General features: G+C 73.8%; 32 protein-coding genes. 20 read left to right on the forward strand and 12 right to left on the reverse strand.

Annotated features, from left to right (window positions below; translation table 11 throughout):
• Positions 1-46 precede the first annotated feature (46 nt).
• The 5 genes from folP (at position 47) to BIV57_RS02935 (ending at position 3,377) form a co-directional block, all read left to right on the forward strand.
• The gene (gene folP, locus BIV57_RS02915) at positions 47-997 is read left to right on the forward strand and encodes a dihydropteroate synthase (RefSeq protein WP_071655095.1); all 951 of its coding nucleotides are present in this window, start codon (positions 47-49) and stop codon (positions 995-997) included.
• On the forward strand, positions 994-1,551 hold the full coding sequence (locus BIV57_RS02920) for a nuclear transport factor 2 family protein (protein ID WP_071655025.1): 558 nt from the start codon (positions 994-996) through the stop codon (positions 1,549-1,551). The genes folP and BIV57_RS02920 overlap by 4 nt, the downstream gene beginning before the upstream one ends.
• Before the next feature lie 356 nt (positions 1,552-1,907).
• Positions 1,908-2,294 carry a dihydroneopterin aldolase gene (folB, locus tag BIV57_RS02925; RefSeq protein WP_071655026.1) on the forward strand — a complete coding sequence of 129 codons (387 nt, stop codon included), beginning with the start codon at positions 1,908-1,910 and terminating at the stop codon, positions 2,292-2,294.
• Positions 2,291-2,884, forward strand: coding sequence for a 2-amino-4-hydroxy-6-hydroxymethyldihydropteridine diphosphokinase (folK, locus tag BIV57_RS02930; RefSeq protein ID WP_071655027.1), 594 nt, complete (start codon positions 2,291-2,293; stop codon positions 2,882-2,884). Before folB ends, folK begins: the two co-directional genes overlap by 4 nt.
• Before the next feature lie 10 nt (positions 2,885-2,894).
• Positions 2,895-3,377 carry a DUF3180 domain-containing protein gene (locus BIV57_RS02935; protein ID WP_071655028.1) on the forward strand — a complete coding sequence of 161 codons (483 nt, stop codon included), beginning with the start codon at positions 2,895-2,897 and terminating at the stop codon, positions 3,375-3,377.
• Positions 3,378-3,501: 124 nt separating this feature from the next.
• Here the strand turns inward: BIV57_RS02935 and BIV57_RS02940 are convergent, their stop codons facing one another.
• The 4 genes from BIV57_RS02940 to BIV57_RS02955 form a co-directional block, all read right to left on the reverse strand.
• Positions 3,502-3,996: an SsgA family sporulation/cell division regulator gene (locus tag BIV57_RS02940; protein ID WP_175548640.1), complete on the reverse strand. Its 495-nt coding sequence runs from the start codon at positions 3,994-3,996 to the stop codon at positions 3,502-3,504.
• A 224-nt stretch (positions 3,997-4,220) separates the two neighbouring features.
• Positions 4,221-5,396 carry a betaine/proline/choline family ABC transporter ATP-binding protein gene (locus tag BIV57_RS02945; RefSeq protein ID WP_071655030.1) on the reverse strand — a complete coding sequence of 392 codons (1,176 nt, stop codon included), beginning with the start codon at positions 5,394-5,396 and terminating at the stop codon, positions 4,221-4,223.
• Positions 5,397-5,407: 11 nt separating this feature from the next.
• Positions 5,408-5,863 (reverse strand): Clp protease N-terminal domain-containing protein, encoded by a 456-nt coding sequence (locus BIV57_RS02950; RefSeq protein ID WP_071655031.1) that lies wholly within the window; start codon positions 5,861-5,863, stop codon positions 5,408-5,410.
• A gap of 2 nt (positions 5,864-5,865) precedes the next feature.
• Positions 5,866-6,099 (reverse strand): RNA polymerase sigma factor sigma-70 region 4 domain-containing protein, encoded by a 234-nt coding sequence (locus tag BIV57_RS02955; RefSeq protein WP_071655032.1) that lies wholly within the window; start codon positions 6,097-6,099, stop codon positions 5,866-5,868.
• 52 nt (positions 6,100-6,151) lie between these two features.
• Here BIV57_RS02955 and BIV57_RS02960 point away from each other — a divergent pair, with 52 nt between their 5' ends.
• The 5 genes from BIV57_RS02960 (at position 6,152) to BIV57_RS24855 (ending at position 11,332) form a co-directional block, all read left to right on the forward strand.
• Complete coding sequence (locus tag BIV57_RS02960; RefSeq protein ID WP_071655033.1) at positions 6,152-7,675, forward strand: FAD-dependent monooxygenase; 1,524 nt, start codon at positions 6,152-6,154, stop codon at positions 7,673-7,675.
• A gap of 70 nt (positions 7,676-7,745) precedes the next feature.
• The gene (locus BIV57_RS02965) at positions 7,746-8,426 is read left to right on the forward strand and encodes an ABC transporter permease (protein ID WP_071655096.1); all 681 of its coding nucleotides are present in this window, start codon (positions 7,746-7,748) and stop codon (positions 8,424-8,426) included.
• Positions 8,426-9,202, forward strand: a complete 777-nt coding sequence (locus BIV57_RS02970; protein ID WP_079169955.1) for an ABC transporter permease — start codon at positions 8,426-8,428, stop codon at positions 9,200-9,202. Before BIV57_RS02965 ends, BIV57_RS02970 begins: the two co-directional genes overlap by 1 nt.
• Positions 9,199-10,191 carry an ABC transporter substrate-binding protein gene (locus BIV57_RS02975; protein ID WP_071655034.1) on the forward strand — a complete coding sequence of 331 codons (993 nt, stop codon included), beginning with the start codon at positions 9,199-9,201 and terminating at the stop codon, positions 10,189-10,191. The genes BIV57_RS02970 and BIV57_RS02975 overlap by 4 nt, the downstream gene beginning before the upstream one ends.
• A 301-nt stretch (positions 10,192-10,492) precedes the next feature.
• Entirely contained in the window at positions 10,493-11,332 is an 840-nt protein-coding gene (locus tag BIV57_RS24855) for a hypothetical protein (protein WP_175548641.1), read from the forward strand.
• A gap of 84 nt (positions 11,333-11,416) precedes the next feature.
• Here the strand turns inward: BIV57_RS24855 and BIV57_RS02985 are convergent, their stop codons facing one another.
• Positions 11,417-12,589 (reverse strand): NADH-quinone oxidoreductase subunit D, encoded by a 1,173-nt coding sequence (locus BIV57_RS02985; RefSeq protein WP_071655036.1) that lies wholly within the window; start codon positions 12,587-12,589, stop codon positions 11,417-11,419.
• Positions 12,590-12,657: 68 nt separating this feature from the next.
• Between BIV57_RS02985 and BIV57_RS02990 the strand changes: the two genes are divergently transcribed.
• Together BIV57_RS02990 and serB are read left to right on the forward strand one after the other, a co-directional pair.
• Entirely contained in the window at positions 12,658-14,100 is a 1,443-nt protein-coding gene (locus BIV57_RS02990; protein WP_071655037.1) for a purine-cytosine permease family protein, read from the forward strand.
• A gap of 112 nt (positions 14,101-14,212) precedes the next feature.
• Positions 14,213-15,433, forward strand: a complete 1,221-nt coding sequence (serB, locus tag BIV57_RS02995) for a phosphoserine phosphatase SerB (protein WP_071655038.1) — start codon at positions 14,213-14,215, stop codon at positions 15,431-15,433.
• A 15-nt stretch (positions 15,434-15,448) separates the two neighbouring features.
• Here the strand turns inward: serB and BIV57_RS03000 are convergent, their stop codons facing one another.
• The 4 genes from BIV57_RS03000 to fabG all read right to left on the reverse strand — a co-directional run bounded on the left by BIV57_RS03000 (position 15,449) and on the right by fabG (position 18,005).
• Positions 15,449-15,970 carry a SixA phosphatase family protein gene (locus tag BIV57_RS03000; protein ID WP_071655039.1) on the reverse strand — a complete coding sequence of 174 codons (522 nt, stop codon included), beginning with the start codon at positions 15,968-15,970 and terminating at the stop codon, positions 15,449-15,451.
• A gap of 194 nt (positions 15,971-16,164) precedes the next feature.
• A complete protein-coding gene (locus BIV57_RS03005; protein WP_071655040.1) occupies positions 16,165-16,353 on the reverse strand; it encodes a hypothetical protein in 189 nt (62 codons plus the stop codon).
• A gap of 165 nt (positions 16,354-16,518) precedes the next feature.
• Positions 16,519-17,295 carry an enoyl-ACP reductase FabI gene (gene fabI, locus BIV57_RS03010; protein WP_071655041.1) on the reverse strand — a complete coding sequence of 259 codons (777 nt, stop codon included), beginning with the start codon at positions 17,293-17,295 and terminating at the stop codon, positions 16,519-16,521.
• 5 nt (positions 17,296-17,300) lie between these two features.
• Positions 17,301-18,005, reverse strand: a complete 705-nt coding sequence (gene fabG, locus BIV57_RS03015) for a 3-oxoacyl-[acyl-carrier-protein] reductase (protein WP_071655042.1) — start codon at positions 18,003-18,005, stop codon at positions 17,301-17,303.
• 247 nt (positions 18,006-18,252) lie between these two features.
• Between fabG and BIV57_RS03020 the strand changes: the two genes are divergently transcribed.
• Both BIV57_RS03020 and BIV57_RS03025 read left to right on the forward strand, forming a co-directional pair.
• Positions 18,253-18,561 (forward strand): DUF3099 domain-containing protein, encoded by a 309-nt coding sequence (locus BIV57_RS03020; protein ID WP_419185682.1) that lies wholly within the window; start codon positions 18,253-18,255, stop codon positions 18,559-18,561.
• Positions 18,562-18,719: 158 nt separating this feature from the next.
• Positions 18,720-18,941, forward strand: a complete 222-nt coding sequence (locus tag BIV57_RS03025; RefSeq protein WP_071655044.1) for a hypothetical protein — start codon at positions 18,720-18,722, stop codon at positions 18,939-18,941.
• A gap of 41 nt (positions 18,942-18,982) precedes the next feature.
• On the opposite strand, the gene moaA is transcribed toward BIV57_RS03025, so the two are convergent.
• On the reverse strand, positions 18,983-19,981 hold the full coding sequence (gene moaA / locus BIV57_RS03030) for a GTP 3',8-cyclase MoaA (protein WP_071655045.1): 999 nt from the start codon (positions 19,979-19,981) through the stop codon (positions 18,983-18,985).
• Between the two features lie 151 nt (positions 19,982-20,132).
• Between moaA and BIV57_RS03035 the strand changes: the two genes are divergently transcribed.
• From BIV57_RS03035 to BIV57_RS03060, 6 genes are all read left to right on the forward strand, one after another.
• Positions 20,133-20,336 carry a hypothetical protein gene (locus BIV57_RS03035; protein WP_071655046.1) on the forward strand — a complete coding sequence of 68 codons (204 nt, stop codon included), beginning with the start codon at positions 20,133-20,135 and terminating at the stop codon, positions 20,334-20,336.
• A gap of 44 nt (positions 20,337-20,380) precedes the next feature.
• The gene (locus BIV57_RS03040; protein WP_071655097.1) at positions 20,381-21,394 is read left to right on the forward strand and encodes a DEDDh family exonuclease; all 1,014 of its coding nucleotides are present in this window, start codon (positions 20,381-20,383) and stop codon (positions 21,392-21,394) included.
• A gap of 74 nt (positions 21,395-21,468) precedes the next feature.
• Positions 21,469-22,290 carry an SURF1 family cytochrome oxidase biogenesis protein gene (locus BIV57_RS03045; protein ID WP_071655047.1) on the forward strand — a complete coding sequence of 274 codons (822 nt, stop codon included), beginning with the start codon at positions 21,469-21,471 and terminating at the stop codon, positions 22,288-22,290.
• A 5-nt stretch (positions 22,291-22,295) separates the two neighbouring features.
• On the forward strand, positions 22,296-23,057 hold the full coding sequence (locus BIV57_RS03050) for an SDR family oxidoreductase (protein WP_071655048.1): 762 nt from the start codon (positions 22,296-22,298) through the stop codon (positions 23,055-23,057).
• Between the two features lie 130 nt (positions 23,058-23,187).
• A complete protein-coding gene (locus tag BIV57_RS03055; protein ID WP_079169957.1) occupies positions 23,188-24,183 on the forward strand; it encodes a DUF6286 domain-containing protein in 996 nt (331 codons plus the stop codon).
• 18 nt (positions 24,184-24,201) lie between these two features.
• Positions 24,202-24,759 carry a hypothetical protein gene (locus tag BIV57_RS03060; RefSeq protein ID WP_139275410.1) on the forward strand — a complete coding sequence of 186 codons (558 nt, stop codon included), beginning with the start codon at positions 24,202-24,204 and terminating at the stop codon, positions 24,757-24,759.
• 57 nt (positions 24,760-24,816) lie between these two features.
• On the opposite strand, the gene BIV57_RS03065 is transcribed toward BIV57_RS03060, so the two are convergent.
• The gene (locus tag BIV57_RS03065) at positions 24,817-25,602 is read right to left on the reverse strand and encodes an enoyl-CoA hydratase/isomerase family protein (RefSeq protein ID WP_071655050.1); all 786 of its coding nucleotides are present in this window, start codon (positions 25,600-25,602) and stop codon (positions 24,817-24,819) included.
• Between the two features lie 124 nt (positions 25,603-25,726).
• Positions 25,727-25,951, reverse strand: a complete 225-nt coding sequence (locus tag BIV57_RS03070) for a helix-turn-helix domain-containing protein (RefSeq protein ID WP_071655051.1) — start codon at positions 25,949-25,951, stop codon at positions 25,727-25,729.
• Positions 25,952-26,134 lie beyond the last annotated feature (183 nt).

The raw sequence follows: 26,134 nt of genomic DNA on the forward strand, positions 1-26,134 counted from the left end.
TGGGGGCGGCGAACGTGGGGGTGGGTGGGCGCTTAACCTTGTGGGCATGCGAGCGCATCCTGTCCCCGACGCCGCGGTGACGCCCCGGCGCGCCCCGCTCGGCCTGCCCGCGCTGGACCGCACCGCGGTCATGGGCGTCGTCAACGTCACGCCGGACTCCTTCTCCGACGGCGGGCGCTGGTTCGACGCGGACACCGCGATCGCCCACGGCCGCGCGCTCGCCGCGCAAGGCGCCGACATCCTCGACGTGGGCGGCGAGTCCACCCGTCCCGGTGCCGAACGCGTCCCGGAGGACGAGGAGCTGCGCCGCGTCCTCCCCGTCGTCCGCCAACTCGCCGCCGACGGCGCCGTGGTGAGCGTGGACACCATGCGCGCGAGGGTTGCCGAGGAGGCCGTGCGGGCAGGGGCCCGTGTGGTGAACGATGTGAGCGGGGGACTCGCCGACCCGGACATGGTCCAGGCCGTGGCCGCGCTGGAGGTCCCGTTCGTGGTGATGCACTGGAGGGGGTGGAGCGCCGACATGTACCGCCGCGCGGTCTACTCCGACGTGGTCGCCGAGGTCGCCGACGAACTGCGGGAGCGCATCCACGCGGTCGTCGGCCAGGGCCTCGCCCCCGAGCGGCTGATCGTCGACCCCGGCCTGGGCTTCGCCAAGACCCCCGAGCACAACTGGGCGCTGCTCGCCGCCCTCCCCGAGCTCACCGCCCTGGGCGTCCCGCTGCTCGTCGCGGCGAGCCGCAAGGGCTTCTTGGGCAGGCTCTTGACGGACGATGAGGGCGAGCGCCGCTCCCCGGAGGGGCGGGACGCCGCCACCCACGCCCTCACCGCGCTCGCCGCGCGGGACGGCGCCTGGGCGGTGCGCGTCCACGACGTCCCGGCCAGCGCGGACGCGGTCCGGGTGATGGCCGCCGTCCACACCCACGCCCGTCCCGAGCGCGCAGCGAGCACCACCCCTTCCGCACCCTCCACCCCCACCCGAACCGGAGCTGCTGAGTGACCGATTCGCACGACGACGGCAAGGGCCGCCGTCCCGGCGCGCGTTCGCCCTCCGCCGACGAGGCCGTCGCCGCCGCCAACGCCCGCTTCTACGACGCCATCGAGCACGGCGACATGGACGCCATGGCCCGCGTCTGGCTGCCGGAGGACGACGGCGGGGAGTCCGTCTCGTGCGTGCACGCCGGCTGGCCGGTGCTGCGCGGCCGCGCCGAGGTGCTCCGCTCCTTCGCACTGATCATGGCGAACACCGAGTACATCCAGTTCTTCCTGACGGACGTGGAGGTCTCCGTCGCGGGCGCGGACGCCGACACCGCGGTCGTCACCTGCACCGAGAACATCCTCACCGGGGCGCCGGCCGACGCCGAGCCGGATCCGGAGGAGGACCTCGGCGGCGCGGACGACGACCCCGGCGGCCCGGGCCCGCTGATCGGCGGCCTGGTGGTGGCCACCAACGTCTTCCACCGGGTGGCGGGGGAGTGGCGGCTGTGGGCGCACCACGGCTCGCCGGTGCTGCTCGGCGAGGACGAGCCGGGCGACGACGACGCGGCGGCGTGAGGCGCGTCAACACCGCGGACATGAACGTCCGGCTGTCAACCGCTGAACGTCAACTGGGCGTCGATGACCAATCCTTGACGTCCCCTTGACCAGCCCCGACCTGCGACGACATCCCGTTCCCGCCGGGAACCAGTGATTCCGGTCACCCTTTCCGGCGGGTCGGGAAGACGCATGTTCCAGGGGCGTTGCTACCGGGTAGGGGCCCGCGGACGGAGCACCCGTCATGGACCCGCAAACAGCACCCGGTGAGCGGAGTCCGCGTGTCCGGGTGTCCGGGGCGCCGGGTAGATTCAATGATCGGCTGTTGTATCCATCCGTCGCCGTCGTACTTTTCGTTGTCGTCCAGGAGGAGCCACGTGTCCGACCGCACCCAGGGCCGGTCCCCGGACCGCATCACGCTTCGCGGGCTGCGGGCCCGCGGGCACCACGGGGTCTTCCCCGAGGAGCGGCGCGACGGCCAGGAGTTCGCCGTCGACCTGGTGCTCTCGCTGGACACCCGGCCGGCCGCCGCCGGCGACGACCTCGCCCGCACGGTGCACTACGGCGTCGTCTCGGAGGAGGTCGTCGGAATCGTCGCGGGCGAGCCGGTCGACCTGATCGAGACGCTGGCCCAGCGCATCGCGGACCAGTGCCTGAAGCACGAGGCGGTACAGGAGGTGGAGGTCACGGTCCACAAGCCGGATGCCCCGATCACTGTCCCGTTCGACGATGTGACCATCACCATCACCCGGAGCCGCGCATGAGCAGCGACCGCATCACCAGCACCAGCCCGGTCCACCCGAAGATCGAGGAGGCCGTCGACGCGGCCGACTCCACGCTGCAGAACCCGCGTCGGGCGGTGCTCGCGCTGGGCGCCAACCTCGGCAACCGGCTGGAGAACCTGCAGGGCGCGGTCGACGCGCTGGAGGACACCCCGGGGGTGCGCGTCAAAGCCGTCTCCGCGGTCTACGAGACGGAGCCGCTGGGCGGCCCGGACGAGCAGCCCGCGTTCTTCAACGCGGTGGTGCTGCTGAAGACGACGCTGCCGGCCTCCGCGCTCCTGGAGCGGGCCAACGCCATCGAGGACGCCTACGGCCGGGTGCGGGAGGAGCGCTGGGGCCCGCGGACGCTGGACGTCGACATCATCAACTTCGACGGCCGCACCAGCGAGGACGCCCGGCTGACCCTGCCTCACCCCAGGGCGCACGAGCGCGCCTTTGTGCTGGTGCCGTGGCTGGACGCGGACCCGATGGCGGAGCTGCCCGGGCACGGTCCGATCAAGGACCTGGCCGCCGCGGTGGACACCGCCGGGGTGCGCCGCCGGGAGGACCTGGCGCTGGTGCTGCCCCGGTAGGGTTGGCGGCATGAGACCCCTCCGTACGACCTGGCTGATCGGTACGGCCGTGCTGGTCGGGGCGCTGTCCTGGGCGGGCTCGAAGCTGTGGGACTCGATGGGCTCGCTGCCGGGTGTTCCGGTGGCGGCTCCGGTGGTGCTCTTCCTGATCGCGGTGGTGCTCTTCGCCACCGGGATGGGGCTGCGCACGCGGCTGCAGCAGCAGCGCGACCGGGTTCCGGGCGCCAAGGGGGTCGATCCGATGGTGGCGGCCCGGGCGGTGGTCTTCGGGCATGCCAGCGCGATCGTGGCGGCGCTGGTCGCCGGGATCTACGGGGGCATGGGGGTGTTCCTGGTGACGAGTTCGGCGCTGGCCTCCCGTCACGAGGACGCCTACCTCGCCGGGGCGTCGGTGCTCGGCGCGGTGGCGGTGGTGCTGGCCGCCTTCTTCGTCCAGCGCGTCTGCAAGCTCCCCGACGACGGCGAGGGCGAAGACGCGGGGGCGCCCCGCTAGGGCCGTGTCCGGTCACGGCACTGGGGGCACGGGCGCGGGGCGGCAGTCGATGTGCGGCTCCGCGGGGTCGGCGCGGGCGAGTCGAGCGGGCCGGGCGGACGGCCGGAGCCTCGCCCACCCGCTCCTACTCCGAAGCGTCCGCGCCCCCGGCCAGCAGCGCGGCGATCGCCGCGTCCCACGAGATGTGCGACGGCTCGCTCCCCGGGGGGACGAGGCGGAAGGTCCGGGCCAGCCAGATCCGCAGCGGGACCGCGTCCGCCTCGAACAGCGCGCGGCCGGCGGGGGATTCGAAGGCCAGGCAGACCGTCGCGGAGCCGTCCTTGCCGGTCGGCCAGATCCGCACGTCGCCGCGGCCGACCGCGCGGTGCAGGCCGGAGGCGAGCAGCTCGCGGGAGAAGACCCAGAGCACCGGCACCTCCCCGGGCGGCCGGAACTCGACGCTCACCGCGAAGGGGTCGTCGGTGCGGTAGCCGATGCGGGTCGGGACCGGGGTGGAGACCCGGGCGGACAGGATGTGGCGCAGGGTCAACTCGGCGGCTGCGGTGCGGGGTTCGGCCTTCTCACGGCGGTCGAGCGGCCCGCGCACGGGGGCTGCTCCCGGATTGTCCTCGAATGGCACGCGTGTGCTCCTCCAACGTTGCACCTGCTGACTGGCAGTTGCCACCTTTCAACAATGCGTGTCCATCGGCAAGCGTTGCAGCACGATGCACAGTGTGATGATGCTCTCACGGAACGTGCACGTGTATCGGCAGGTCCGGCGAATTCCCCCGCCGTGTCGCGGGTGTTGGGGACGGAACGGTCCGAACTGGGCGAACGCCGCCCGGCCGGCCCGCGCCGCGGGCCCTAGAACGCGGCCGCGGAGACCGATTCGACGGTCACCCGGGCGCGCTCGGTGCCCTCCTCGGCCGCGCCGATCGAGGCGCGCAGCGCCTCGTGCAGCAGGGCGGGGGTGAGCACGCCGAGGAACCGCGCGCCGTCCAGCACCGCGACCCAGCCGGCGTCGTGCTGGAGCATCACGCTGAAGGCCTGCTTCAGCGGGGCGCCCACCGGCACCCACGCCTCCATCCGGCGCGCCGCCCCGCGCACCTTCCCGTCCTCGCCGAGCCCCTCCAGGTCGTCGCGGAAGACGAAGCCGTGCAGCTCGCCGGCGTCGTCCAGGACCACCGACCAGCGCACGTCCTCGGCGCTCATGGCGGCGACGGCGCGCGGCGCCGGGTCGTCCAGCCGGACGGTGGGCGGCTGCTCCAGGTCGTCCGGCTCGATGGACGTCACCGACAGCCGCTTCAGCGCCCGGTCGGCGCCGACGAAGTCGGCGACATAGGGGTTGGCGGGGGCGCCCAGCACGGTCGAGGGGGTGTCCAACTGCTCGATCGCCCCTTGCCCGTAGACGGCCATCCGGTCGCCGAGCCGGACGGCCTCCTCCAGGTCGTGGGTGACGAACAGGACCGTCTTGTGCAGCGACCGCTGGAGGCCGAGGAACTCGGTCTGCAGCCGCTCGCGGACCACCGGGTCGACGGCGCCGAAGGGCTCGTCCATCAGCAGCACCGGCGGATCGGCGGCGAGCGCCCGGGCCACCCCGACCCGCTGCCGCTGGCCGCCGGAGAGCTGCTCGGGGTAGCGGGGGCCGTGCACCGCCGGGTCGAGGCCGACCAGCTCCAGCAGTTCGGCGGCCCGCTTGCGCGCCTCCCGGCGCGGCCTGCCCATCAGCACCGGCACCGCGGCGGCGTTGTCGAGCACCGTGCGGTGCGGGAAGAGGCCGACCTGCTGGATCACATAGCCGATGGAGCGGCGCAGTTGGACGGGGTCGGCGGCGGCGATGTCCTCGCCGCCCAGCCGGATCGTGCCCGAGGTGGGGTCGATGAGGCGGTTCACCATCTTCATGGTGGTGGTCTTGCCGCAGCCCGACGGCCCGACCAGCGTCACCAGTTCGCCCTCCGCCACCTCGAAAGAGAGGTCGCGGACGGCCACGGTCCCGTCCGGGTACCGCTTGCCGACGTTCTCGAACCCAATTGCGGCCATGTCGCGCCACGCTACCCGGGGTCACCGACATCGGCCAGCAGCGTCCTGCGGACCGCGGCCCGGTCGACGCCCAGCCGGTCCGTCAGCTCGGCCGCGGGATCCGGGGCCTGGCAGGAGAGCAGCGCCAGCAGCAGCGCGGCGGCGCCGCACTCCGGGTGGCGGTTGGCGCGGTGGAAGGCCGCGCGGGCGCCGGAGGTGAGCGGGGTGCGCTTGCGGGAGAGCGCGACAGGCCGGGCGGGCAGCCCCGCCGCGTCGAGCCCGATCACTCCGAGCGCCTCCCGGTCCAGCGCCTCCAGCAGCTCGCGCGCCTCGGCCGGCTCCCGGCCGAACGCCTTGGCCAGCAGGGGGTCCTGGAGCACGCCGATGAGCAGGTGCTCGGTGCCGATCCGGCGGTCGCCGCGGGCCCGCACCTCCTGGAGGGCGGCCCGCACCGCGGCCCTCGACTCGCGAATGCCGGCGAACGGCATGGTCAGTGCCCCTTCCCGTGCTTGGTGTGCGCGGACTGCCGGGAGACGCCCAGGGCGTCCCCGATCTGCTCCCACGACCAGCCCTTCGTGCGGGCGAGGTCGACGGCCGTCGCCTCGACCCGCTCGGCGAGCCGGTGCAGCGCGCCGACCGCGCGCAGCGCCACGGCCGGGTCCTGCGATCTGATCCGGGCGTCCAGGTCGTCCTCGGTGCCGGCGTCGGTGTTGCTCGTCCCCATGCCTGTCAGTCTGGCTTGACAGATGGCCGACTGTCAATCCAGGCTGACGGACATGACGGACTCTCAGGACCTTCCGACGGATGTGCTGATAGCCGGTGCGGGCCCCAACGGCCTGCTCCTCGCCGCCGAGCTGCGCCTCGCCGGAGTGCGCGCCACGGTGCTCGAACCCCTGGCGGAGCGCACCCGGGTGCCCCGCGCCAACGGCCTGGTCGGCCAGGTCGTCGGCGCCCTCGACCGCCGCGGCCTCTACGAGCCGCTGGCCGGCCGTCCCGGCCCGCCCGACCCCGCGCCCGGCTTCACCTTCGGCGGGCTGCCGCTCGCCCTGAACGACCTCGACCCCAACCCGCTGACCACGCTGATGGTTCCGCAGACCCGCATCGAGGAGGTGCTGGAGGCGCGCGCCCTGGAGCTGGGCGCCGAGATCCGGCGCGGCCTGGCGCTCACCGGCTTCGCCCAGGACGAGGACGGCGTCGATGTGGAGGCCGCGCCGGCATCGGGCGGCGCGCCCGTCCGGCTGCGGGCCCGCTACCTGGTCGGCGCGGACGGCGGCAAGTCGGCTGTCCGCAAGCTCGCCGGCATCGGCTTCCCCGGCCTCACCGACGACGGCTTCGTCTCGCTGGCCGCCCATGTCTCCCTGGACGGCGCCGAGATCGACCGGGCCGCCGGAGTGGTGCGCTTCCCCGGCGGCCTCGTCGTCCCGGCCTTCCGCCACCACCGCACCGACGGCGGCGGCATCGCGCTGGCGCCCTTCCCCGCCGGCTACACCATCCTCGCCACCATGGAGTGGGACCGCACCGACGTCCCCGGCGACGAGGTCCCCGCCACCCTCGACGAACTGCGCGCCGCCACCCGCCGCGTCCTCGGCCACGAGCTGCCCTTCGGCCCGCCCGCCGGCGACGGCCCGCACCTGCTGCGCCGCAACCCCGGCTTCAACTCCCGCCAGGCCGACCGCTACCGCGACCGCCGGCTGGTGCTGCTCGGCGACGCCGCCCATGTGCACTCCGCGATCGGCGGCCCCGGCCTCAACCTCGGCCTCCAGGACGCCCTCAACCTCGGCTGGAAGCTGGCCGCCGCGGTCCGCGGCACCGCCCCCGACGATCTGCTGGACAGCTACGAGGCGGAGCGCGCCCCGGTCAGCCGCCGCGTCCTGGTGCACACCCGCGCCCAGATGCAGCTGATGCGGCCCGGCGAGGGAATCACCGCGGTGCGGGCGGTGTTGGGGGAACTGCTGGAGAGCGCCGACAACCGGCGCAGGGTCGCCGACCTGCTCTCCGGCGCGGACGTCCGCTACGGGCAGGGCGCGGGGTCGACCGGCCGCTGGGCCGACCCGCTCCCCGACGAGGCGCGGCCGTCCCTGGCGGCCGCACGGGGCGTGCTGCTGCTGCACCGCGAGACGGGGGACTGGGGCGCATGGCGGGACCGCGTGGACATCACGCCCACGGCGGAGGGGCGTTCGCTCCTTGTCCGACCCGACGGATACGTTGCCTGGGACGGGGACCCCGAGGAGGATGCCGAGGGACTGCGCACCGCGCTCGAACGATGGTTCGGGCAGGTGGTCGTGACAACCCCCACATGACGGTCGGGTCACGGAGGGTTTCCCCGCCGCGGACGCGGATAGGAGGCGGCGCGTGAACGACCCGTCGAGCCTGGCCGCGCCAGCGGCCGACTGCCTGATCCGGAACGACTGGATCTGCGGCACCTATCTGCGCACCCGCGCGGGCGACCTCGCCTCCGCGGTGGCCGAGCACGTCGAACTGACCGCCGCCTCCGTGCTGCTGGGGCTGGTGCTCGCCTTCCCGCTGGCGCTGCTGGCCCGCCGGGTGCGGGTGCTGCAGACGCCGGTGCTGGGGGTCGCCACCGTCCTCTACACCATCCCCTCGCTCGCCATGTTCTCGCTGCTGCTGCCGGTCTTCGGGCTGTCGGCGTCCGGGATCGTGGCGGCGATGGCGCTCTACTCGCTCACCGTTCTGGTGCGGAACATCCTCGCCGGGCTGGACGGGGTGCCGGAGGAGGTGCGGGAGGCGGCGCGCGGCCTCGGCTACGGGCCGGCCCGGCTGCTGCTCTCCGTCGAACTGCCGCTGGCGCTGCCGGCGGTGATGGCCGGCCTGCGGATCGCCACCGTCTCCACGGTCTCGCTGGTGACGGTCGGCGGCATCATCGACCACGGCGGCCTCGGCAACCTCATCTACGACGGCATGAGCAGCGACTTCAAGGCCGAGGTGCTCACCGCCTCGGTGCTCTGCGTGATCATCGCGGTCGGCGCGGACCTGCTGCTGCTGACCGTGCAGCGGCTGCTGGCGCCGTGGCGGAAGGCGGTGGCCCGCTGATGGGCGACATCTTCACCCGGACCGCGCAGTGGTTCGCCGACCCCTCGCACTGGAGCGGGACGGACGGGGTGTGGCACCGGTTCGGCGAGCACCTGTGGCTCACCGCCGTCTGCCTCGTCATCAGCTGCGCGCTGGCGCTGCCCGTCGCGCTGGTCCTCGGCCACCTCGGCCGCGGCGGCGCGCTCGCCGCCAACATCGCCAACGCCGGACGGGCGGTGCCCACCTTCGCGGTGCTCGTGCTGCTCTTCATCAGCCCGCTCGGCAACAGCGGCAACACCCTGCCGACCGTCATCGCCCTGGTGCTCTTCGCCATCCCGCCCATCCTCACCAACGCCTACGTCGGCATGCGCGAGGTGGACCCGGACGCCCGGGAGGCCGCACGCGGCATGGGCATGACGGGCGGGCAGCTGCTGTGGCGCGTCGAGCTGCCGCTCGCCGCGCCCCTGGTGATGACCGGCATCCGCACCGGAGCCGTCCAGCTGATCGCCACCGCCACCCTCGCCGCGCTGCCCGGCGGCGGCGGCCTCGGCCGCATCATCACCGCCGGCTTCGCGCTCCGCGACACCGCCCAGGTGGTCGCCGGAGCCGTCCTGGTGGCGCTGCTCGCGCTCGCCGTCGAGGTCGTCTTCGCGATCCTGCAGCGCATCACCGACCCGCACGGCGCCGCGCGGCGCCCGGGCAAGTCCGCCAAGGACGTCCGGGGCCTCGACCGGCAGAACCCCCCGACCGACGACCGCGCGACCGCGCCTCGAGAAACGGAAACCGAACCCGCATGAAGCGCACTCTTCCGATACGCAGCAGATCCGTGCTGGCGGCCGCCACCGCCGTCCTGCTCGCCGGCGGCCTCGCCGCCTGCGGCAGCGGCAACTCGCTGGAGAAGTCCGGCGGCTCCGGCTCCGGGTCCTCCAAGGCCGGCTCCAAGAGCAAGGGCACCCTGGTGGTCGGCTCGGCCGGCTTCACCGAGAGCAAGGTGCTGGCCAACATGTACGCCCTGGTGCTGCAGAAGGCCGGCTACACCACCAGCGTGCAGACGGTCTCCGACCGCGAGATCTACGAGCCCGCGCTGGAGAAGGGCGACCTGGCGGTCGTCCCCGAGTACGCCGCCACCATGGCGGAGTTCCTCAACACCAAGATCAACGGGCCGAAGGCGACCGAGCAGCACCCCGTCGCCTCCCCGGACATCAACTCCACCGAGGCGAACCTGAAGAAGCTCGCCGCCCAGAAGGGGCTCACCGCGCTCGCCCCCGGCAAGGCCGTCGACCAGAACGCCTTCGCGGTCTCCCAGACGTTCGCCGCCAAGTACCACCTGAAGACGCTGAGCGACCTGGGCAGGGCCGGCGTGCCGGTCACCATCGCGGCCGGCGAGGAGTGCAAGACCCGCCCGTTCTGCGCCCCCGGCCTGGAGAAGAAGTACGGCATCAAGGTCAAGGGCATCGACCCCAAGGGCGTCGGCACCGTGCCCAGCAAGCAGGCCGTGCAGCGCGGCACCGACCAGTTGGTGCTCACCGTCTCCACCGACGCCACGCTGCCCGACTTCAAGCTGACGCTGCTGCAGGACGACAAGAAGCTGCAGAACGCGGACAACGTGGTGCCGGTGCTCAACACCAAGAAGGCCAACAAGCCGGACATCGCCGCCGCTCTGGAGAAGCTCACCTCGGTGCTGACCACCCAGGACCTGGCGACCCTCAACCGGGACGTGGACGCCCAGCGGCAGAAGCCGGCGGACGTCGCCAAGACCTACCTCACCCAGAAGGGGCTGCTCTGATCGGGTAGCGCCCGGCGCTCAGACGCGGGGCGGTTCGGATTTGTCCAAGACTCCGGATCGCTCCGCGCGGCAAAGTGTTGGTCCGCCCTCCGGTCGTGCGCGGGCCACCGCCGCACCGGAGAGGCCACTCGGGGGGATGCCGCGCTCCGGTCCCGCAACGCGGATCGGGACCGGAGCGCGCGGCATGGCCGAGTCGCCGGCGGGGCCCCCATGAGCCCAAATGTCTCGATCCAGGGTCAAAACACGGGCAAAGGCGGGGGTTTCCCGCCGTTCCCCCGTCACGCACGATAGGTTCTGTCCCATGCCACGTGGACGCCATCGCAACTCGTCACCGCTGCGCAGGCTGCTTCCCCCCGCCATCGCCGGAGCGCTCGCCGTGCTCTGCGCGGCGGTTGCCGCGCTCACCGACGATCCGCGCCTGCTCCGCGTGGCTGTGGGCTGCGCGGCGCTGGCCGCCCTGGCGGCCGCGGTCCTGCTTCGCGTGCGGGACCGCGCCGCCGCCTACGAACTCGAGACCGAGCAGGCCGCCCGGTCCCGCTCCGAGTCCACCTCCGCCCAGCGGATCTCCGGGCTGGAGGCGGAGTCCGAGGTCGCCGAGGCGACCCGCGGCCGGCTGGAGCGCCAGCTGGCGCGGCAGCGCGACGAGTTGGCGGCGGGCGCGGCCGAGCTGCGCCGGGTCCGTGCAGAAACGGTCAAGCTGCGGGGCGAGGTCGACCGGCTGAGCGTCGACCATGTCGCGGCGCTGCAGGGCCGCGCCGAGGAGGCGGCCGCGCGGCGCGCGGCCGAGGCCGAGGCGGAGCGGCTCGCGGCGGTCGCCGCCGAGGCGGTCGAGGCGGCGGAGGCCGCACGTGCGGCGGTGGCGGCCGAGCCCCGGGTGATGCCGACGCCGGAGCTGTACCTGCGGGCCTACAACGCGCTGCGCGCGCTGGAGAAGCGCGGCGCGGAGCAGGCCGAGCACGTGGAGCGGGTCGCGCGGGTGGAGCTGCGCAAGGCCGGCGAGGTCTCGGTGGACGCCTCGGAGGGCTTCGACTACTTCGGGGAGCCGGCGCCGGCGCGGGACCACGACGAGGTCGTGGATCTGACGGCGCACGACGAGACGGAGACGCTCAACGTGGTCTCCCTGCGGCGCGAGCACGCGTAGCGCCGCCCGGTCCCCTCGCCGCCCCTCCGCCCCTCCGCCCCGCCCGGAGTGGGTCGGACGCGGGCTGGGCGGGGGCGTTGCCGGCTACTTGTCGATGTCGCCGACGACGAAGAAGAGCGAGCCCAGGATCGCCACCATGTCGGCGACCAGGCAGCCCGGCAGCAGCTCCGTCAGCGCCTGCACATTGTTGAAGGACGCCGAGCGCAGCTTCAGCCGCCACGGCGTCTTCTCCCCCCGCGACACCAGGTGGTACCCGTTGAGCCCCAGCGGGTTCTCCGTCCAGGTGTAGACGTGCCCCTCCGGGGCCTTCAGCACCTTCGGCAGCCGCTGGTTCACCGGCCCCGGCGGCAGCTCAGCCAGCCGGCCCAGGCACGCCTCGGCCAGCTCCAGCGCATTGTGCGTCTGCTCCAGCAGGCACTCGAAGCGGGCCAGGCAGTCGCCCTCCTGACGGACCGCCACCCGCAGCACGTCCGCCAGCTCGCCGTAGGCCAGGTACGGCTCGTCCCGGCGCAGGTCGAAGTCGAGCCCGGACGCCCGCGCCACCGGCCCGCTCACCCCGTAGGCCTGCGCCGTCTCCCGGGGCAGCACCCCGACGCCGCGCGTCCGCGCCCGGAAGATCTCGTTGCCGAGCACCAGGTCGTCGAAGACGCCCATGCGCGAGCGCACCGCGGCCACCGCTGCGGCGGCGCGCCGCGTCCAGCCGGCCGGCAGGTCCTCCTTGAGCCCGCCGACCCGGTTGAACATGTAGTGCATCCGGCCGCCGGAGACCTCCTCCATCACAGCCTGCAGCTCCTCCCGCTCCCGGAAGGCGTAGAACACCGGCGTCATCCCGCCCAGTTCGAGCGGGTACGAGCCGAGGAACATCAGGTGGTTGAGGACCCGGTTCAGCTCGGCGAGCAGCGTGCGCAGCCACACCGCCCGCACCGGCACCTCCATGCCGAGCATGGTCTCCACCGCGTGCACGACGCCGAGCTCGTTGGAGAACGCCGAGAGCCAGTCGTGGCGGTTCGCCAGCACCACGATCTGCCGGTAGTCGCGCGCCTCGAAGAGCTTCTCCGCGCCGCGGTGCATGTAGCCGACGACCGGCTCGGCGGCGGTGATCCGCTCGCCCTGCATGCGCAGCCGCAGCCGCAGCACCCCGTGGGTGGAGGGGTGCTGGGGGCCGATGTTGAGGACCATGTCGGTGTCGGCGGAGTCGCCCGCCCCGAGCCCCACCACCGCCGAGGTCTCACCGCGCACCGGTCCCGCTGAAGTCATGAGGGCCAGTCTAGAAGTCCGGGGGCCGAGGGCGTTGAATCCGCTCCGGAGAGGGCATCACCCCCTCCATGTCGGCCAATACCTCGCCCGCCGCTATAGAGACCAACGGCATCAACACCGTCCCCGACGCCGAGCGCCACGGCCGTCCCGCCGGCCTCTTCTGGCCCTGGGCCGCCTCCAACCTCTCGCTCGCCGGCATCGCCTTCGGCGTCTACATCGTCGGGCTGGGCCTGAGCGCCTGGCAGGCGCTCACCGCCGGGGCCGTCGGCTATCTGCTCTCCTTCCTGCTGGTCGGGGCCGTCTCGGTGGCCGGCCCGCGCACCGGGGCGCCGACCATGGCGGTGAGCCGGCTGCCGTTCGGGCGGCAGGGCAACAAGCTGCCCACCGCGTTCTCCTATCTGTCCAACGTGGGCTGGGAGACGGTGCTGGTGACGCTCTCCGCGATGGGCGGGGCGGCGATCCTGGCGCGCACCGCGCCGTCCGCGTTCGCGACGCACGGCTCCGGCAGCGCGCCCACCACCGCGGCGACCGCGCTCTGCTTCGCCGTCACCGCGCTCTCCGTCGTCCTGGTGGGGATGTTCGGGCACGCGCTGATCATGCGGGTGCAGGCGTGGCTGACGGTCGTCATCGCCGTCTTCACCGTCGCCTATCTGGTGATCATGATCCCCAAGCTGGACCTGGGCCGGCTGGGCTCGCTGCACGGCGGCGGTCCCGCCGCGTTCCTCGGCGGGATCGTGCTGGCCATGACGCTGCTCGGGCTGGGCTGGGTCAACTGCGGTGCCGACTACAGCCGTTACCTGCCGCGCCGGACGGCCGCCGGCCCGATCGCCGGATGGACGACGTTCGGCGGGGTGCTGGCGCCGCTGGTGCTGCTGGTCTTCGGGGTGCTGATGACGGCCGGCGACCCCAAGCTGGCGGCGGCCGCCTCGGCGGACCCGGTGGGCGCGCTCGCCGAGCGGCTGCCGACCTGGTTCCTGGTGCCGTACCTGCTCACCGCGATCGGCGGGTTCGTCTCCGGCGCGATCATGGACATCTACAGCTCCGGGATGTCGATGCTGGCGCTGGGCGTGCCGATACGGCGTCACCTCGCGGTGCTGGTGGACGGGGTGCTGATGACGGCGGGCGGGTTCTACCTGCTCTTCGTCTCGGACAGCTTCTTCGCCACCTTCCAGGCGTTCCTGTCCATCATCGGGGTGGCGATGGCGGCGTGGTGCGCGGTGTTCCTGGTGGACGTCTGGCGGTTCCGGGGCCGCGACGGGGAGTCCTGGCCGCCGCCGGAGCTGGCCAGGCGGGTGGGCTGGCCGGCGGTGGCGGCGATGGTCGCGGCGACGGCGGTGGGGCTGGGGCTGATCACCTCCACCGACGAGAACCTCGCGCACGCGGTGGGCTACCTGCTGACGCCCGGCGCCAAGTCCGGCACCTGGGGCGCCGCCAACCTCGGCGTCGTCGCCGCGCTGCCGCTCGCCGCGGCGCTCTACGCCGTCCTCCTGAAGGCCACCCACCGCCGCTGAAGCCGGGCGCGGCGGGGCGGTTGGGGTGCCGGGGCGGAGGGGCGGCGACGAGGGGCGGACCATATCGCGGACCGTTTGTGTGGTGTTCAACCGCAGTGGATACCGTGAAGCAGTGACCCACCCGAACGGCACCGCCGACAGCCCCTCCCCCACCCTGCTCGTCAAGGTCTTCGGCAAGGACCGCCCCGGCATCACCGCCGCGCTCTTCGACCTGCTCTCCACCTTCCGCGTCCAGGTCGCCGACCTGGAACAGGTCGTCACCCGCGGCCGCCTCATGCTCTGCGCCCTCGTCACCGCCCCCGCCAACGCGAGCGAAGGCGAGCTGCGCGCCGCCGTCCACACCTGGGCCGAGCAGCAGCGCCTCGGCGCCGAGGTGGAGTCCGGCGTCGGCGACAACCGTCCGCGCGCCGCCGGCCGGTCCCACGTCACGCTCCTGGGCAACCCGCTCTCCGCCGAGTCCGTCGCCGCCGTCGCCTCCCGCATCAGCGAGCAGGGCGGCAACATCGACCGGATGTTCCGGCTCGCCAAGTACCCCGTCACCGCCGTCGAGCTGGACGTCTCCGGCGCCGAGACCGCCGAGCTGCGCCGCGCGCTCTCGCTCGCCGCCCGCGAGCTGGGCATCGACGTCGCCGTGATGCGCAGCGGCCTGCAGCGCCGCGCCAAGCGGCTGGTGGTGATGGACGTCGACTCCACCCTCATCCAGGACGAGGTCATCGAGCTCTTCGCCGCGCACGCCGGCTGCCAGGCCGAGGTCGCCGAGGTGACCGCCGCGGCGATGCGCGGCGAGCTGGACTTCCGGCAGTCGCTGGAGGCGCGGGTCGCCCTCCTCGCCGGGCTGGACGCGGGCGTCGTCGAGAAGGTGCGCGCCGAGGTGCGGTTCACGCCCGGCGCGCGCACCCTCGTCCGCACCCTGAAGCGGCTGGGCTACCAGGTCGGCATCGTCTCGGGCGGGTTCACCCAGGTGACGGAGGACCTCGCGGACCGCCTCGGGCTGGACTTCGCCGCGGCCAACACCCTGGAGGTGGTGGACGGCCGGCTCACCGGGCGGGTCGTCGGCGAGGTGGTGGACCGGGCCGGCAAGGCCGCCTGGCTCTCCCGGTTCGCCGAGCGCGCCGGGGTGCCGCTGGCGCAGACCGTGGCGATCGGCGACGGCGCCAACGACCTGGACATGCTCCAGGCGGCCGGCCTGGGCGTGGCGTTCAACGCCAAGCCGGTGGTGCGCGCCGAGGCCGACACGGCCGTCAATGTGCCGTTCCTCGACACCGTGCTGTATCTGCTGGGCGTCACCCGGGAAGAGGTCGAGGAGGCCGACTCCGGCCGGCTCCCCGCCTGACCCCTACATCCACCCCTACACCGAGTCGGGCGCGGCGAAGGAGACCAGCCGCGCCGAGCCGGGCTCCACGGACTTCCACGGCCCGTCCACGCTGAGCACGGCCACCGCCGCGGTGGGGAAGCCGCGGCGCACCTGGGCGAGGGTGTCCCCCTCCGAGCTGCCGGCGAGCAGCTCCGTCAGGCCCTGCACGCCCGGGTTGTGGCCGACCAGCATCAGGTCGTGGACCTCCTCGGGCGCCTGGTTGATCAGCGCGATCAGCTCGCCGGTGGAGGCCTCGTAGAGGCGGTCCTCGTAGAGGGTCTTCTTGGGGCGCCGGGGCAGCTCGTGGGCCACCAGCTTCCAGGTCTCCCGGGTGCGGGCCGCGGTCGAGCAGAGGGTGAGATCAGGGACGATGCCCGCGCCGGCCAGCCACTGCCCGGCGGCCGGGGCCTCCCGCCGGCCTCTCTCGGCCAGCGGCCGATCGTGATCCGCGACGGCCGGCCAGTCGGCCTTGGCATGGCGGAGTACGACAATCCTGCGAGGCGGCACAGCAGTCATGGCGCCCAGCTTTCCAGAAAAACGTGCGCCCTGCGCGCCGCCCGCGGAGGAGCCGGCAACGGTGCCCGGCGGCGTGCGGGTTGGACCGGCCCGGCGCCCGGAGTGTCACCGTGATGCGCGCCGGTGCACAGCGCGCCGAGCGGGCGCGCGTTCCACGACGCGCGCCCCCCAGCTGAGCGTTTTCCCCGAAACACTCAGTGGGTGAGGTCGTCCACCACCCGCACCACCGTGACGGTGTGGGTGTCCCCCGACGCCCCGCCGCCCGGCGCCTCCGGACCCGTGCCGGGCCGCGAGACCCACGCCAGCGCCAGCAGCAGACAGAACACCAGCACCGGTACGGCCAGCAGCCACCGCGGCGTGCGCCGCACCCCCGCGCCGTTCATGACGGCCCCTCAACTCCCTCGGACGATCCGCTCCACCTGACGCCTTTGACGCTAGTCCGCGCGCCGTCCCGCGCCCATCAGGTGAACTCCCGAGCCGCCCCTGAGGAAACCCGGAGGGCCGGGCGGGGGTTGCCCCCACCCGGCCCTCGGAAGCTCCCGGAGCGCTCAGGCGCCGATCGCGTGCAGACCGCCGTCGACGTGCACGATCTCGCCGGTGGTCTTGGGGAACCAGTCGGAGAGCAGCGCCACCACGCCGCGCGCCGGCGGCTCGGGGTCGGACATCTCCCACTTCAGCGGGGAGCGGCTGTCCCAGACGTCCGCCAGCTCGGTGAAGCCCGGGATGGACTTGGCGGCCATCGTGCCCACCGGGCCGGCCGAGACCAGGTTCACCCGGATGTTCTTCGGGCCGAGGTCGCGGGCGAGGTAGCGGGAGGTCGACTCCAGGGCGGCCTTGGCGACGCCCATCCAGTCGTACTTCGGCCACGCCACCTGCGCGTCGAAGTCCATGCCGACGATCGAGCCGCCGCGGCCCTCGTTCTCCATCAGCGGCAGCGCCGCCATCGCCAGCGACTTCAGCGAGTACGCCGACACCTGGACGGCGGTGGCCACCGACTCCCAGGGGGTGTTGAGGAAGTTGCCGCCCAGCGCGTCCTGCGGCGCGAAGGCGATGGAGTGCACCACGCCGTCCAGGCCGTCGACGTGCTCGCGCACCTTGCCGGCGAGCCCGTCCAGGTGCTCCTGGTCGGAGACGTCCAGCTCGATCACCGGGGCCGGCTTGGGCAGCCGGTTGGCGATGCGGTTCACCAGGCTCAGCCGGCCGAAGCCGGTGAGCACCACCTCGGCGCCCTGCTCCTGCGCCAGCTTCGCGCTGTGGAAGGCCATCGAGCCGTCGGTGATGACGCCGGTGACCAGGATCCGCTTGCCGTTGAGAAGTCCGCTCATGTCGTTCAGTGACCCATGCCCAATCCACCGTCAACGGGAATGACGGCTCCAGTGATGTACGCGGCGTCGTCGGAGGAGAGGAACCGCACCGTTGCGGCGATCTCCTCGGGCGCGGCGGCCCGCCCCAGCGGCACCTGCTTGGCGTACGCCTCGCGCTGCTCCTCGGTGAGGGCGCGCGTCATGTCGGTGTCGACGAACCCGGGCGCCACGACGTTGACGGTGATGTTGCGGGAGCCGACCTCGCGGGCGAGCGAGCGGCCGAAGCCGATCAGCCCGGCCTTGGAGGCCGCGTAGTTGGTCTGCCCGGCCGAGCCGAGCAGCGCCACCACCGAGGAGATCAGCACCACGCGGCCCTTGCGGGCGCGGAGCATGCCGCGCACCGCGCGCTTGACGGTGCGGAAGGTGCCGACCAGGTTGGTGTCGAGGACCCGCGAGAAGTCCTCCTCGCTCATCCGCAGCAGCAGCTGGTCGTTGGTGATGCCGGCGTTCGCCACCAGCACCTCGACCGGGCCGTGCGCCTCCTCGACCTGCTTGAAGGCCGCCTCCACCTGCTCGGCGTCGGTGATGTCGCACCGCACCCCGAGCAGGCCCTCCGGCACCTCCCCCGAGCGGTGGGTCACCGCGACCTTGTCGCCGTTCGCGGCGAACGCCCTCGCGACCGCGAGGCCGATGCCCCGGTTGCCTCCTGTGACGAGAACCGAGCGGCTCACCGCACCACCTTCCGCCGTGTCGTGCTGTGCTGTGGTCTTTGCGCTTTGCCTACCGGAAACTACCGTGCGCCGGACCATGATCCCCCATCGGGTCGCGACAGGCTCACCCCGATGGGTTCTGTGGGAACCCCACAGAGGTACGTTAAGAGGCGGGTCCGCACCTGCCGTTCCTGCTCGATTCGTCCTGTCACGCGGGCCCTACTCGGGTGGTGAGGCAATGCGCTTGCACGGACGCCATGGTGGCGTGGTGCGGATCACGGGTGCGCGGGCGAGCCTGGCGGAGGACGTCCGCGGCCGGCAGCGACGGTACGTGATCTCCATGGGCATCCGGACGCTGTGCGTGATCGCGACCGTGATGCTGTGGCACGTCAACATGTGGCTGGCATGGGCCACCCTGGCCGGCGGACTGCTGCTTCCGTACATCGCGGTGGTCTACGCGAACGCCGGGCGGGAGCAGCCGCAGGAGACTCCGACGACGTTCATCTACCAGTCCGGACCGCCCGAGCTGGAGGCCGGTTCCCGCACGTTGGACGGCCCTGGGGATCTACGCGAGTAGGGGAAAATTCGTCAACTCAATTGTGCGGAGCGGGGTCACGGCCGACGCCCGTACGTGACATACTTTCATACGCGCTCCGCATCCCCCGTCGGAGCGACGGACCGACGCCGGGCAGCTCCCCCCGTGGCTGCCCGGCGTCGCCCTTTACGCTGGGTTCCATGAGCACCGCAGATGCCCCGCCCGCGACCGTGATCTGCTCCGCGAAGGGCTGCCGCCGAGCCGCGGAATGGGTCCTGGTGTGGAACAACCCCAAGCTGCACACGCCCGACCGGCGCAAGACGTGGGTGGCGTGCGGCGAGCACCGCGACCACCTGGGGGAGTTCCTCTCCGTCCGCGGCTTCCTCAAGGAGACCGTCCCGCTGGCCGAGTACGGGGCCTGACGCCCCGTCACCGGCCCGGACCGGGGGCGGGGCCGGCCCCGTCAGCCGCCGATCGCGGACATCGGGCGGGACGGCTGCAGGAAGGAAGGGTCGTCCAGGCCGCCGCCGGCCCGCTTGCCCCACATCGCCTTCCGCCACAGCTCCGCCACGTCCTCGTCCGGCGCGCCGCCGCGCAGCGCCCCCCGCAGGTCCGTCTCCTCCGTGGCGAACAGGCAGTTGCGCACCTGCCCGTCCGCCGTCAGCCGCGTGCGGTCGCACGCCCGGCAGAACGGCCGCGTCACGCTGGCGATCACGCCCACCCGGGCCGGCCCGCCGTCCACCAGCCAGCGCTCGGCCGGGGCCGCGCCGCGCTCCTCCGGCTCCTCCGGCGTCAGCCGGAACCGCTCGCCCAGCAGGCCCAGGATCTCCTGAGCGGTGATCATGTCCCGCCGCGTCCAGCCGTGCTGGGCGTCGAGCGGCATCTGCTCGATGAAGCGCAGCTCGTACCCGCGCTCCAGGCACCACTCCAGCAGCTCCGGCGCCTCCGCCTCGTTGACACCGCGCATCAGCACCGCGTTCACCTTGACGGGCCCCAGCCCGGCCGCCTCCGCCGCCGCCAGCCCGGCGACCACGTCCGCCAGCCGGTCGCGCCGGGCGAGCCGGCGGAAGACCTCCGGCCGCAGCGTGTCCAGCGAGACGTTGATCCGGTCCAGCCCGGCCGCGCGCAGCGCCGGCGCCGTCCTCGCCAGCCCGATGCCGTTGGTGGTGAGGGAGATCTCGGGACGCGGATCCAGCGCGGCGACCCGCTCCACGATCCCCGGCAGCCCGGGCCGCAGCAGCGGCTCGCCCCCGGTGAACCGCACCTCGCGCACCCCCAGCCGCTGCACGGCCAGCCGCACCAGCCGGACCACCTCGTCGTCGGAGAGCAGCTCGTCCTTGGGCAGCCAGGGCAGGCCCTCCGCGGGCATGCAGTAGGTGCAGCGGAGGTTGCACTTGTCGGTGAGGGACACACGGAGATCCGTGGCCACCCGCCCGTAGGTGTCGATCAGCGCCGAAGACACAGTCCTCTCCCTTCCCCGTCTCCAGGGTTTCGGACACCTTATTCCGCGGGACGGACATCGGACATCCCCGTCCGGCCGACACCGCCGCGCGCCCGCATCGTTGGACACTGCGCAAGCACCCGTCGCGGAAGCGGAAGCCAGGACCCCCGCCATGACCCACAACACCGCCCAGGGCGGCCCCGAGCAGGGCCGGCGCCCCTACGGCGCCGTCCGCCTCGCCGCCCCCCTGCCCGCCGCGCGCCCCTCCCCCGCGCGCCCCGCCACCGGCCCGCGGCCCTCGGCCGGCGACGCCCGGTTCGGCCCGGAGGTGGCCCTCCCGCTGCTCTCCATCAGCAGCCTCCGCAGACCGATCTGACGCGGCGACGGCGCATGTCGCTCCGCCCCGTATCCTGGTGCACCATGCACACGTCGATCACCGGCCAACCGCCCGGCGCGGGAGCCCGACCCGAGTGGCCCGCCCACTACCCCGCCGGGTACGCCGTCGTCGACGTCGAGACCACCGGCCTGAGCCGCACCGACCGGATCGTCTCCGCGGCCGTCTACCGGCTCGACGGGCACGGCGAGGTCGTCGACCACTGGTACAGCCCGGTCAACCCGCTGCGCGATCCCGGCCCGGTGTGGATCCACGGCCTGACCAGCGAGCTCCTCGCCGACGCCCCCACCTTCCCGGAGGTGGCCGAGGAGCTCACCGCCCGCCTCGCCGGCCGGGTGCTGGTCGCGCACAACGCCCGCTTCGACTGGACGATGCTCGCCCGCGAGTTCGCCCGCTGCGGCGGCGAGGCCGCGGTCGAGGAGCGGCTGTGCACCATCGTGCTCTCCAAGGAGCTGGCCCTGCCGCTCCGCGACCACAAGCTGCCCACCCTCGCCGCGCACTTCGGCGTCCGCCCCCGGCACGCCCACCACGCGCTGGACGACGCCCGGGTGCTCGCCGAGGTCTTCCGCCCCAGCCTGCGGATGGCCGCCGACGCCGGGCTGGAGCTGCCCCTGCAGCGCTGCCGTCCGATGGCCGACCCGACCCCGTACGAGAACGAGGCGCCCGCCTCGCTGCCGCCCTCGCCGACCGGCCCCAACGGCGCCACCGCCTTCCGGCAGTGGCGGCCCCGCCGGACGCGCGCCGCCTGCCCGTACGCGAACCCGGGCGCCTGGCAGCCGGAGAGCCGGCTGGTCCAGGGCATGCGGATCGCCTTCACGGGCGACACCGCCATAGACCGGGAGGTGCTGGAGGACCGCGCCGAGCGCGCCGGCCTCAAGGTCGCCACCAGCGTCAGCGGCCGCACCAGCCTGCTGGTCACCAACGACCGCGCCGACCGCACCACCAAGGCCCGCCGCGCCCGCGAGCTGTCCACCCCGGTCGTGGACGAGCCGACCTTCCTGAAGCTGCTGGAGGACGTCGCCCCGGGCCGCCCGGCCTGAGCCCACCCGGCCGGAACCCCTCGGGGCCCACCCGGCCGTCGGTGTCCGAAGGGTGCGGGGTAGCGTACTTTGCCGTGTACCGCTTCCTGTTGACGCGCCGCTGGATCGGGATCCACCTGTTCTGCCTGGCCCTCATGCCGCTGATGATCTGGCTGGGGTTCTGGCAGTGGCACCGCTACGAGCACGCGCACCACAGCAACCAGATGCAGAGCCGCAACCTGGCCGCCAAGCCGATCGACTACGCGTCGGCCGTGCCGGGCCGGGGCCACCGCATCGGCCAGGACCTGTGGTGGCGCACGGTCACCGCGCGCGGGCACTTCGACGAGACCCACGAGGTGCTGGCGCGCCGCCGGATGAGCAACGAGGGCGCGGTCGGCTTCTACGTCGTCACACCGTTCGTCACCACCCGGGGCGATGTGCTGTGGGTCAACCGCGGCTGGGTCGAGCAGCCGGACACCTCCCCGACCGCCGACCCCAAGGTCCCGGCCGCGCCCACCGGCACCCTGACGGTCACCGGCCGGCTCCGCCCGGACGAGGGCGGTGCCAAGCGCGGCGTCGGCGCGCAGATCGGCCTGCCGGACAAGCAGGTGCTGGAGGTCAACGCCGAGCACCTCGCGAAGTCCACCGGCCTGGGCGCGCAGCCGCTGCCCGGCCGGATGGACCTGACGTCCACCACGCCCAAGGCCTCCTCCTCGCTGGAGATCCCGGAGGTCCCCGGCGGCGCCGACACCGGCCTGCACGTCGCCTACACGGTCAACTGGTGGGTCTTCGTCCTCGGCGTCCCGGTGGCCTGGTGGAAGCTGATGACCCGGGAGCGCGACGAGCGCGCCGGCCGCCGCCCGAAGAAGGAGAAGAACGAGCCGGACTCGAAGCCTCAGCCGTCGATGGCAGGATGACAGCCATGGATCTTGGACTTCGGGACCGTGTGTACGTGGCGACCGGCGCGTCGCGGGGCCTCGGCCTCGCCACCGCCGAGGCGCTGGTGGCGGACGGCGCGAGGGTCGTGCTCTCCTCCCGGGACGCCGCCGCCGTGGAGCGCGCCGCCGCCGGGCTGGGCGGCCCGGCGCACGCCGTCGGCGTCGCCGCCGACAACGCCGACCCCGCCGCCGCGGAGCGCCTGCTCGCCGCCGCGCGCGAGACGTACGGCCGCCTCGACGGGGTGCTGGTGAGCGTCGGCGGCCCGCCGGCCGGCAAGCTCGCCGACCTCACCGACGAGCAGTGGCACCAGGGCTTCGAGGCGGTGCTGCTCGGCGCGGTGCGGCTGGCCCGGGCCGCGGCCGCCGGCCTCGGCGAGGGCGGCGTGATCGGCTTCGTCCTCTCCGGCTCGGTGAAGGAGCCGCTGGGCGGGCTGGACATCTCCAACGGCCTGCGCCCCGGGCTGGCGATGATCGCCAAGTCGCTCTCCCGCGAGCTGGGGCCGCGCGGCATCCGCGTCGTCTCGCTGCTGCCCGGCCGCATCGAGACCGACCGCGTCAAGGAGCTGGACGCGCTCTCCGGCGACCCGGAGGCGGCGAAGGCCCGCTCCTCGGCGACCATCCCGCTGCGCCGCTACGGCCGCCCCGAGGAGTTCGGGCGCGCCGCCGCGTTCCTCCTCTCCCCCGCCGCCTCCTACCTCACCGGGGTCGCACTCCCGGTCGACGGCGGAGCAACGCACGGCGTGTGACGCGCCGCTGACGGACGCTCAGCACCGGTGCCTCGCGCGCCGGGTGCCGCCGGGATGGTAGACATCAGGGCGGTGCCCGGCGCGGCGCCCTGACGGACCAGGAGGCACGGATGCGGCGAAGGCTGGAGCGGTGAGCGGGACGCGCAAGGAGCGCGAGGAGGACGACGGCGGCCCCGACGCGGAGGACACCCAGTCGATCCGCCTCCCGGCCCGCCCGGACGACCCCTACGACCTGCAGCGCCCCACGGCGGACGCGGAGTTGGCGGAGAAGCCGGACGGCGGCGGGGACGCGTCGCCGGCGAAGGACGCGGAGCCGGCCTCGACCGCGGCGGAGACCGCGGCGGAGCCCCACCCGGAGCCGGACGCCGCCCCGGGCGCCGACCCGGACGCGGAGACCAGGGCCGAGACGTCCGCCGGGGCCGATTCCTCCGATGAACCGGACATCACCCCGGTCGCCGGGACGCCCGTCCTCCCCGAGGCCGGGGCCGCCGCGCGCCGGCCTCCCTCGCACATACTGCCGTCCGGCGGCGGCCTGCCCGGCGCCCCGTACGTCCGGCCTGACTCGGTGCCGTCCGTTCCGCCCCGCCGCCGCCCGCGCCGCTTCCGCTCCGAGCGGCGGCTCACCTCCGGCCTGGTGGCCTTCGTGGTGATGGCCGCGAGCGGGGTGCTCCTCTACGACGTGGTGCGGGTGCGCGGCGGCGAGCACGCCATGGCCTGGCGGCGGGACTTCGCCCACCAGTTGGCGGTCCGGCACCCCGACGACACCTGGGTGCGGGGCGGGGCCGCGGTGCTGGCCCTGCTGGGGCTCTGGCTGCTGGTGCTGGCGCTCACCCCCGGCCTGCGCGCGCTGCTGCCGCTGCGGGTGCCGTCCGGCACCCTGCGCGGCGCGATCGAGCGGGACACCGCCGAGGGCCTGCTGCAGGAGTCGGCGCTCCGGGTGGACTCCATCATCCGCGCCGAGGTGCGGGTGAAGCGGCGGCGCGCGGTGGTGCTGGCGTATGTGCGGCTGCGCGATCTGGGCGAGGCGCGGGACGAGCTGTCCAACGCGCTCTTCGATCGGATGGAACGGATGGGCCCGGGGTGGACCCCGCGGCTGACGCTGAAGCTCCGCCCGGTGCGGCGGTAGACAAAGGGGTTTGACGGAATGTCGACTTTCCGTGGGGTTCTGAACCGGGTCCTGGTGGGCCTGATCGGGCTCGCGGCGATCGCCGGCGGCGGATGGGTGCTCTACCGCGGGTTCCGCGGCGACGCGGGCGCCCGGCACGGCTCGGTGCTCTCGGCGGCGGACCGGGCGCACTGGTCGCACCGCCACGGCTTCTGGACGGATGCCGAGATCGCGCTCGGCGCGCTGGCGCTGCTGGGCCTGGTCTGGCTCGTCTGGCAGTGGCGGGACCGCCGTCCGCACGTCCAGGGCTTCGACGCGGCCGCCCGCGCGGTCCTCGCCGGTCAGGCGGGACGGCTGCCGGGCACGGCGTCGGCGACGGTGCGCACCGCGGGCAGCCGGCGGCGGCCGCGGGCCGTGCTGGAGCTCGAACTCACCGAGGACGCCGACCCGGCGGAGGTGCTCGCCGCGCTGTGGCGCGGCCCCCTCGCGGAGGCGCGGGCGCAGGCGCACCGTCCCGAGATGCCGACCGTCGTGCGCTTCACCGGCGCCCACCCCATCCGCGGCACCCGCATAAAGGCCCAGAGCGCCTACCGCTGAGCGCGGCGCGTTGTTCGCCGCCCCTTCGCCCCCGGCGGCGGCGAACAAAGGGGACCGCTACTCGCCCAGCCCCGCCAGGTCCCGCAACCGGCGCGCCTGCGCGGCCCGCTCCGCCGCGCGCTGCTCGTCGTACGACCGCGCCCCCGCCCCGTCGAGCAGCGCCTTGGTCTCCACCACCGCATCCCGCGGCGCCGCCAGCAGCGCCGCGCACAACTCCCGCGCCGCCGCGTCCAGTTCGGCGCCCGGCACGACCACCGCCGCCAGCCCCACCCGCGCGGCCTCCTCCGCCGAGACCCAGCGCCCCGTCAGGCACATCTCCAGCGCCCGGGACCGCCCCACCGCGTCCACCAGCGGCTTGGTCCCCGCCAGATCCGGCACCAGCCCCAGCGTCGTCTCCCGCATCGCGAACCGCGCGTCCTCCGCGCACACCCGCACATCGCACCCCAGCGCCAGCTGGAAGCCCGCGCCGACCGCCGCGCCCCGCACCGCGGCCACGCTCACCACGTCCGGGCGGCGCCACCAGGTGAACGCCTCCTGGAACTCCCCGATCGCGGCGTCCAGTTCGGCGTCGTCCAACCGCGCCAGCTCCAGGAACGGCCGCTCTCCGGGGATCCCCTCGGGCGTGAACGCCGCGCGATCGAGCCCCGCCGAGAAGTTCCGCCCCTCCGCGCGCAACAGCACCACCCGCACATCGCCGGGCAGTTCGCGCCCGATCGCGGCGAGCCGCCGCCACATCGCGGGCGTCTGCGCATTGCTGCGGTCCGGATCCGTCAAAGTGACGACGGCGAGTTCGCCCTCCCGCTCCCACCGGACGGAGTCCTTCTCATCGGTCGCTTCGGTCACGCTCTTTCCTTCCCATTCACTCCGGGCCGGCCCCGGACATGCGTGCGGCCCGCTCCCGGGATCCCCTGAGGGTCCTGGGCCCGGGAGCGGGCCGTACGCCGAAGTACGCAGTGCTTCAAGTGGCTCAGGATGTCGACGACTTGGACTTGCCCCGCGTCGCGCCACCCCGCCCCCTGAGCGTCACTCCGGACTCGCTCAGCATCCGGTGCACGAATCCGTACGACCGGCCGGTCTCTTCGGCCAGCGCGCGGATGCTCGCACCGGAGTCGTACTTCTTCTTGAGGTCAGCCGCGAGCTTCTCGCGCGCGGCTCCGGTCACCCGGCTGCCCTTTTTCAGAGTCTCGGCCACCCGTGCCTCCTCTAAGGAAGTGCGCTCTGAGTTCCCATGATCACCCCTTGCGGGTCCCATGGCCACCCATTCGGCAAAGGTCGGTGCAGGAAATTCCGCGCCGACGCCGGGTCATGTCCAGACATGCGTAGGACACTCGGCGCCGTTGCCAACTCCCAACGCTGATCGCTGGAGAGTAGCAGA

The sequence above is a fragment of the Mangrovactinospora gilvigrisea genome (genome assembly GCF_001879105.1).
Classification (GTDB): domain Bacteria; phylum Actinomycetota; class Actinomycetes; order Streptomycetales; family Streptomycetaceae; genus Mangrovactinospora; species Mangrovactinospora gilvigrisea.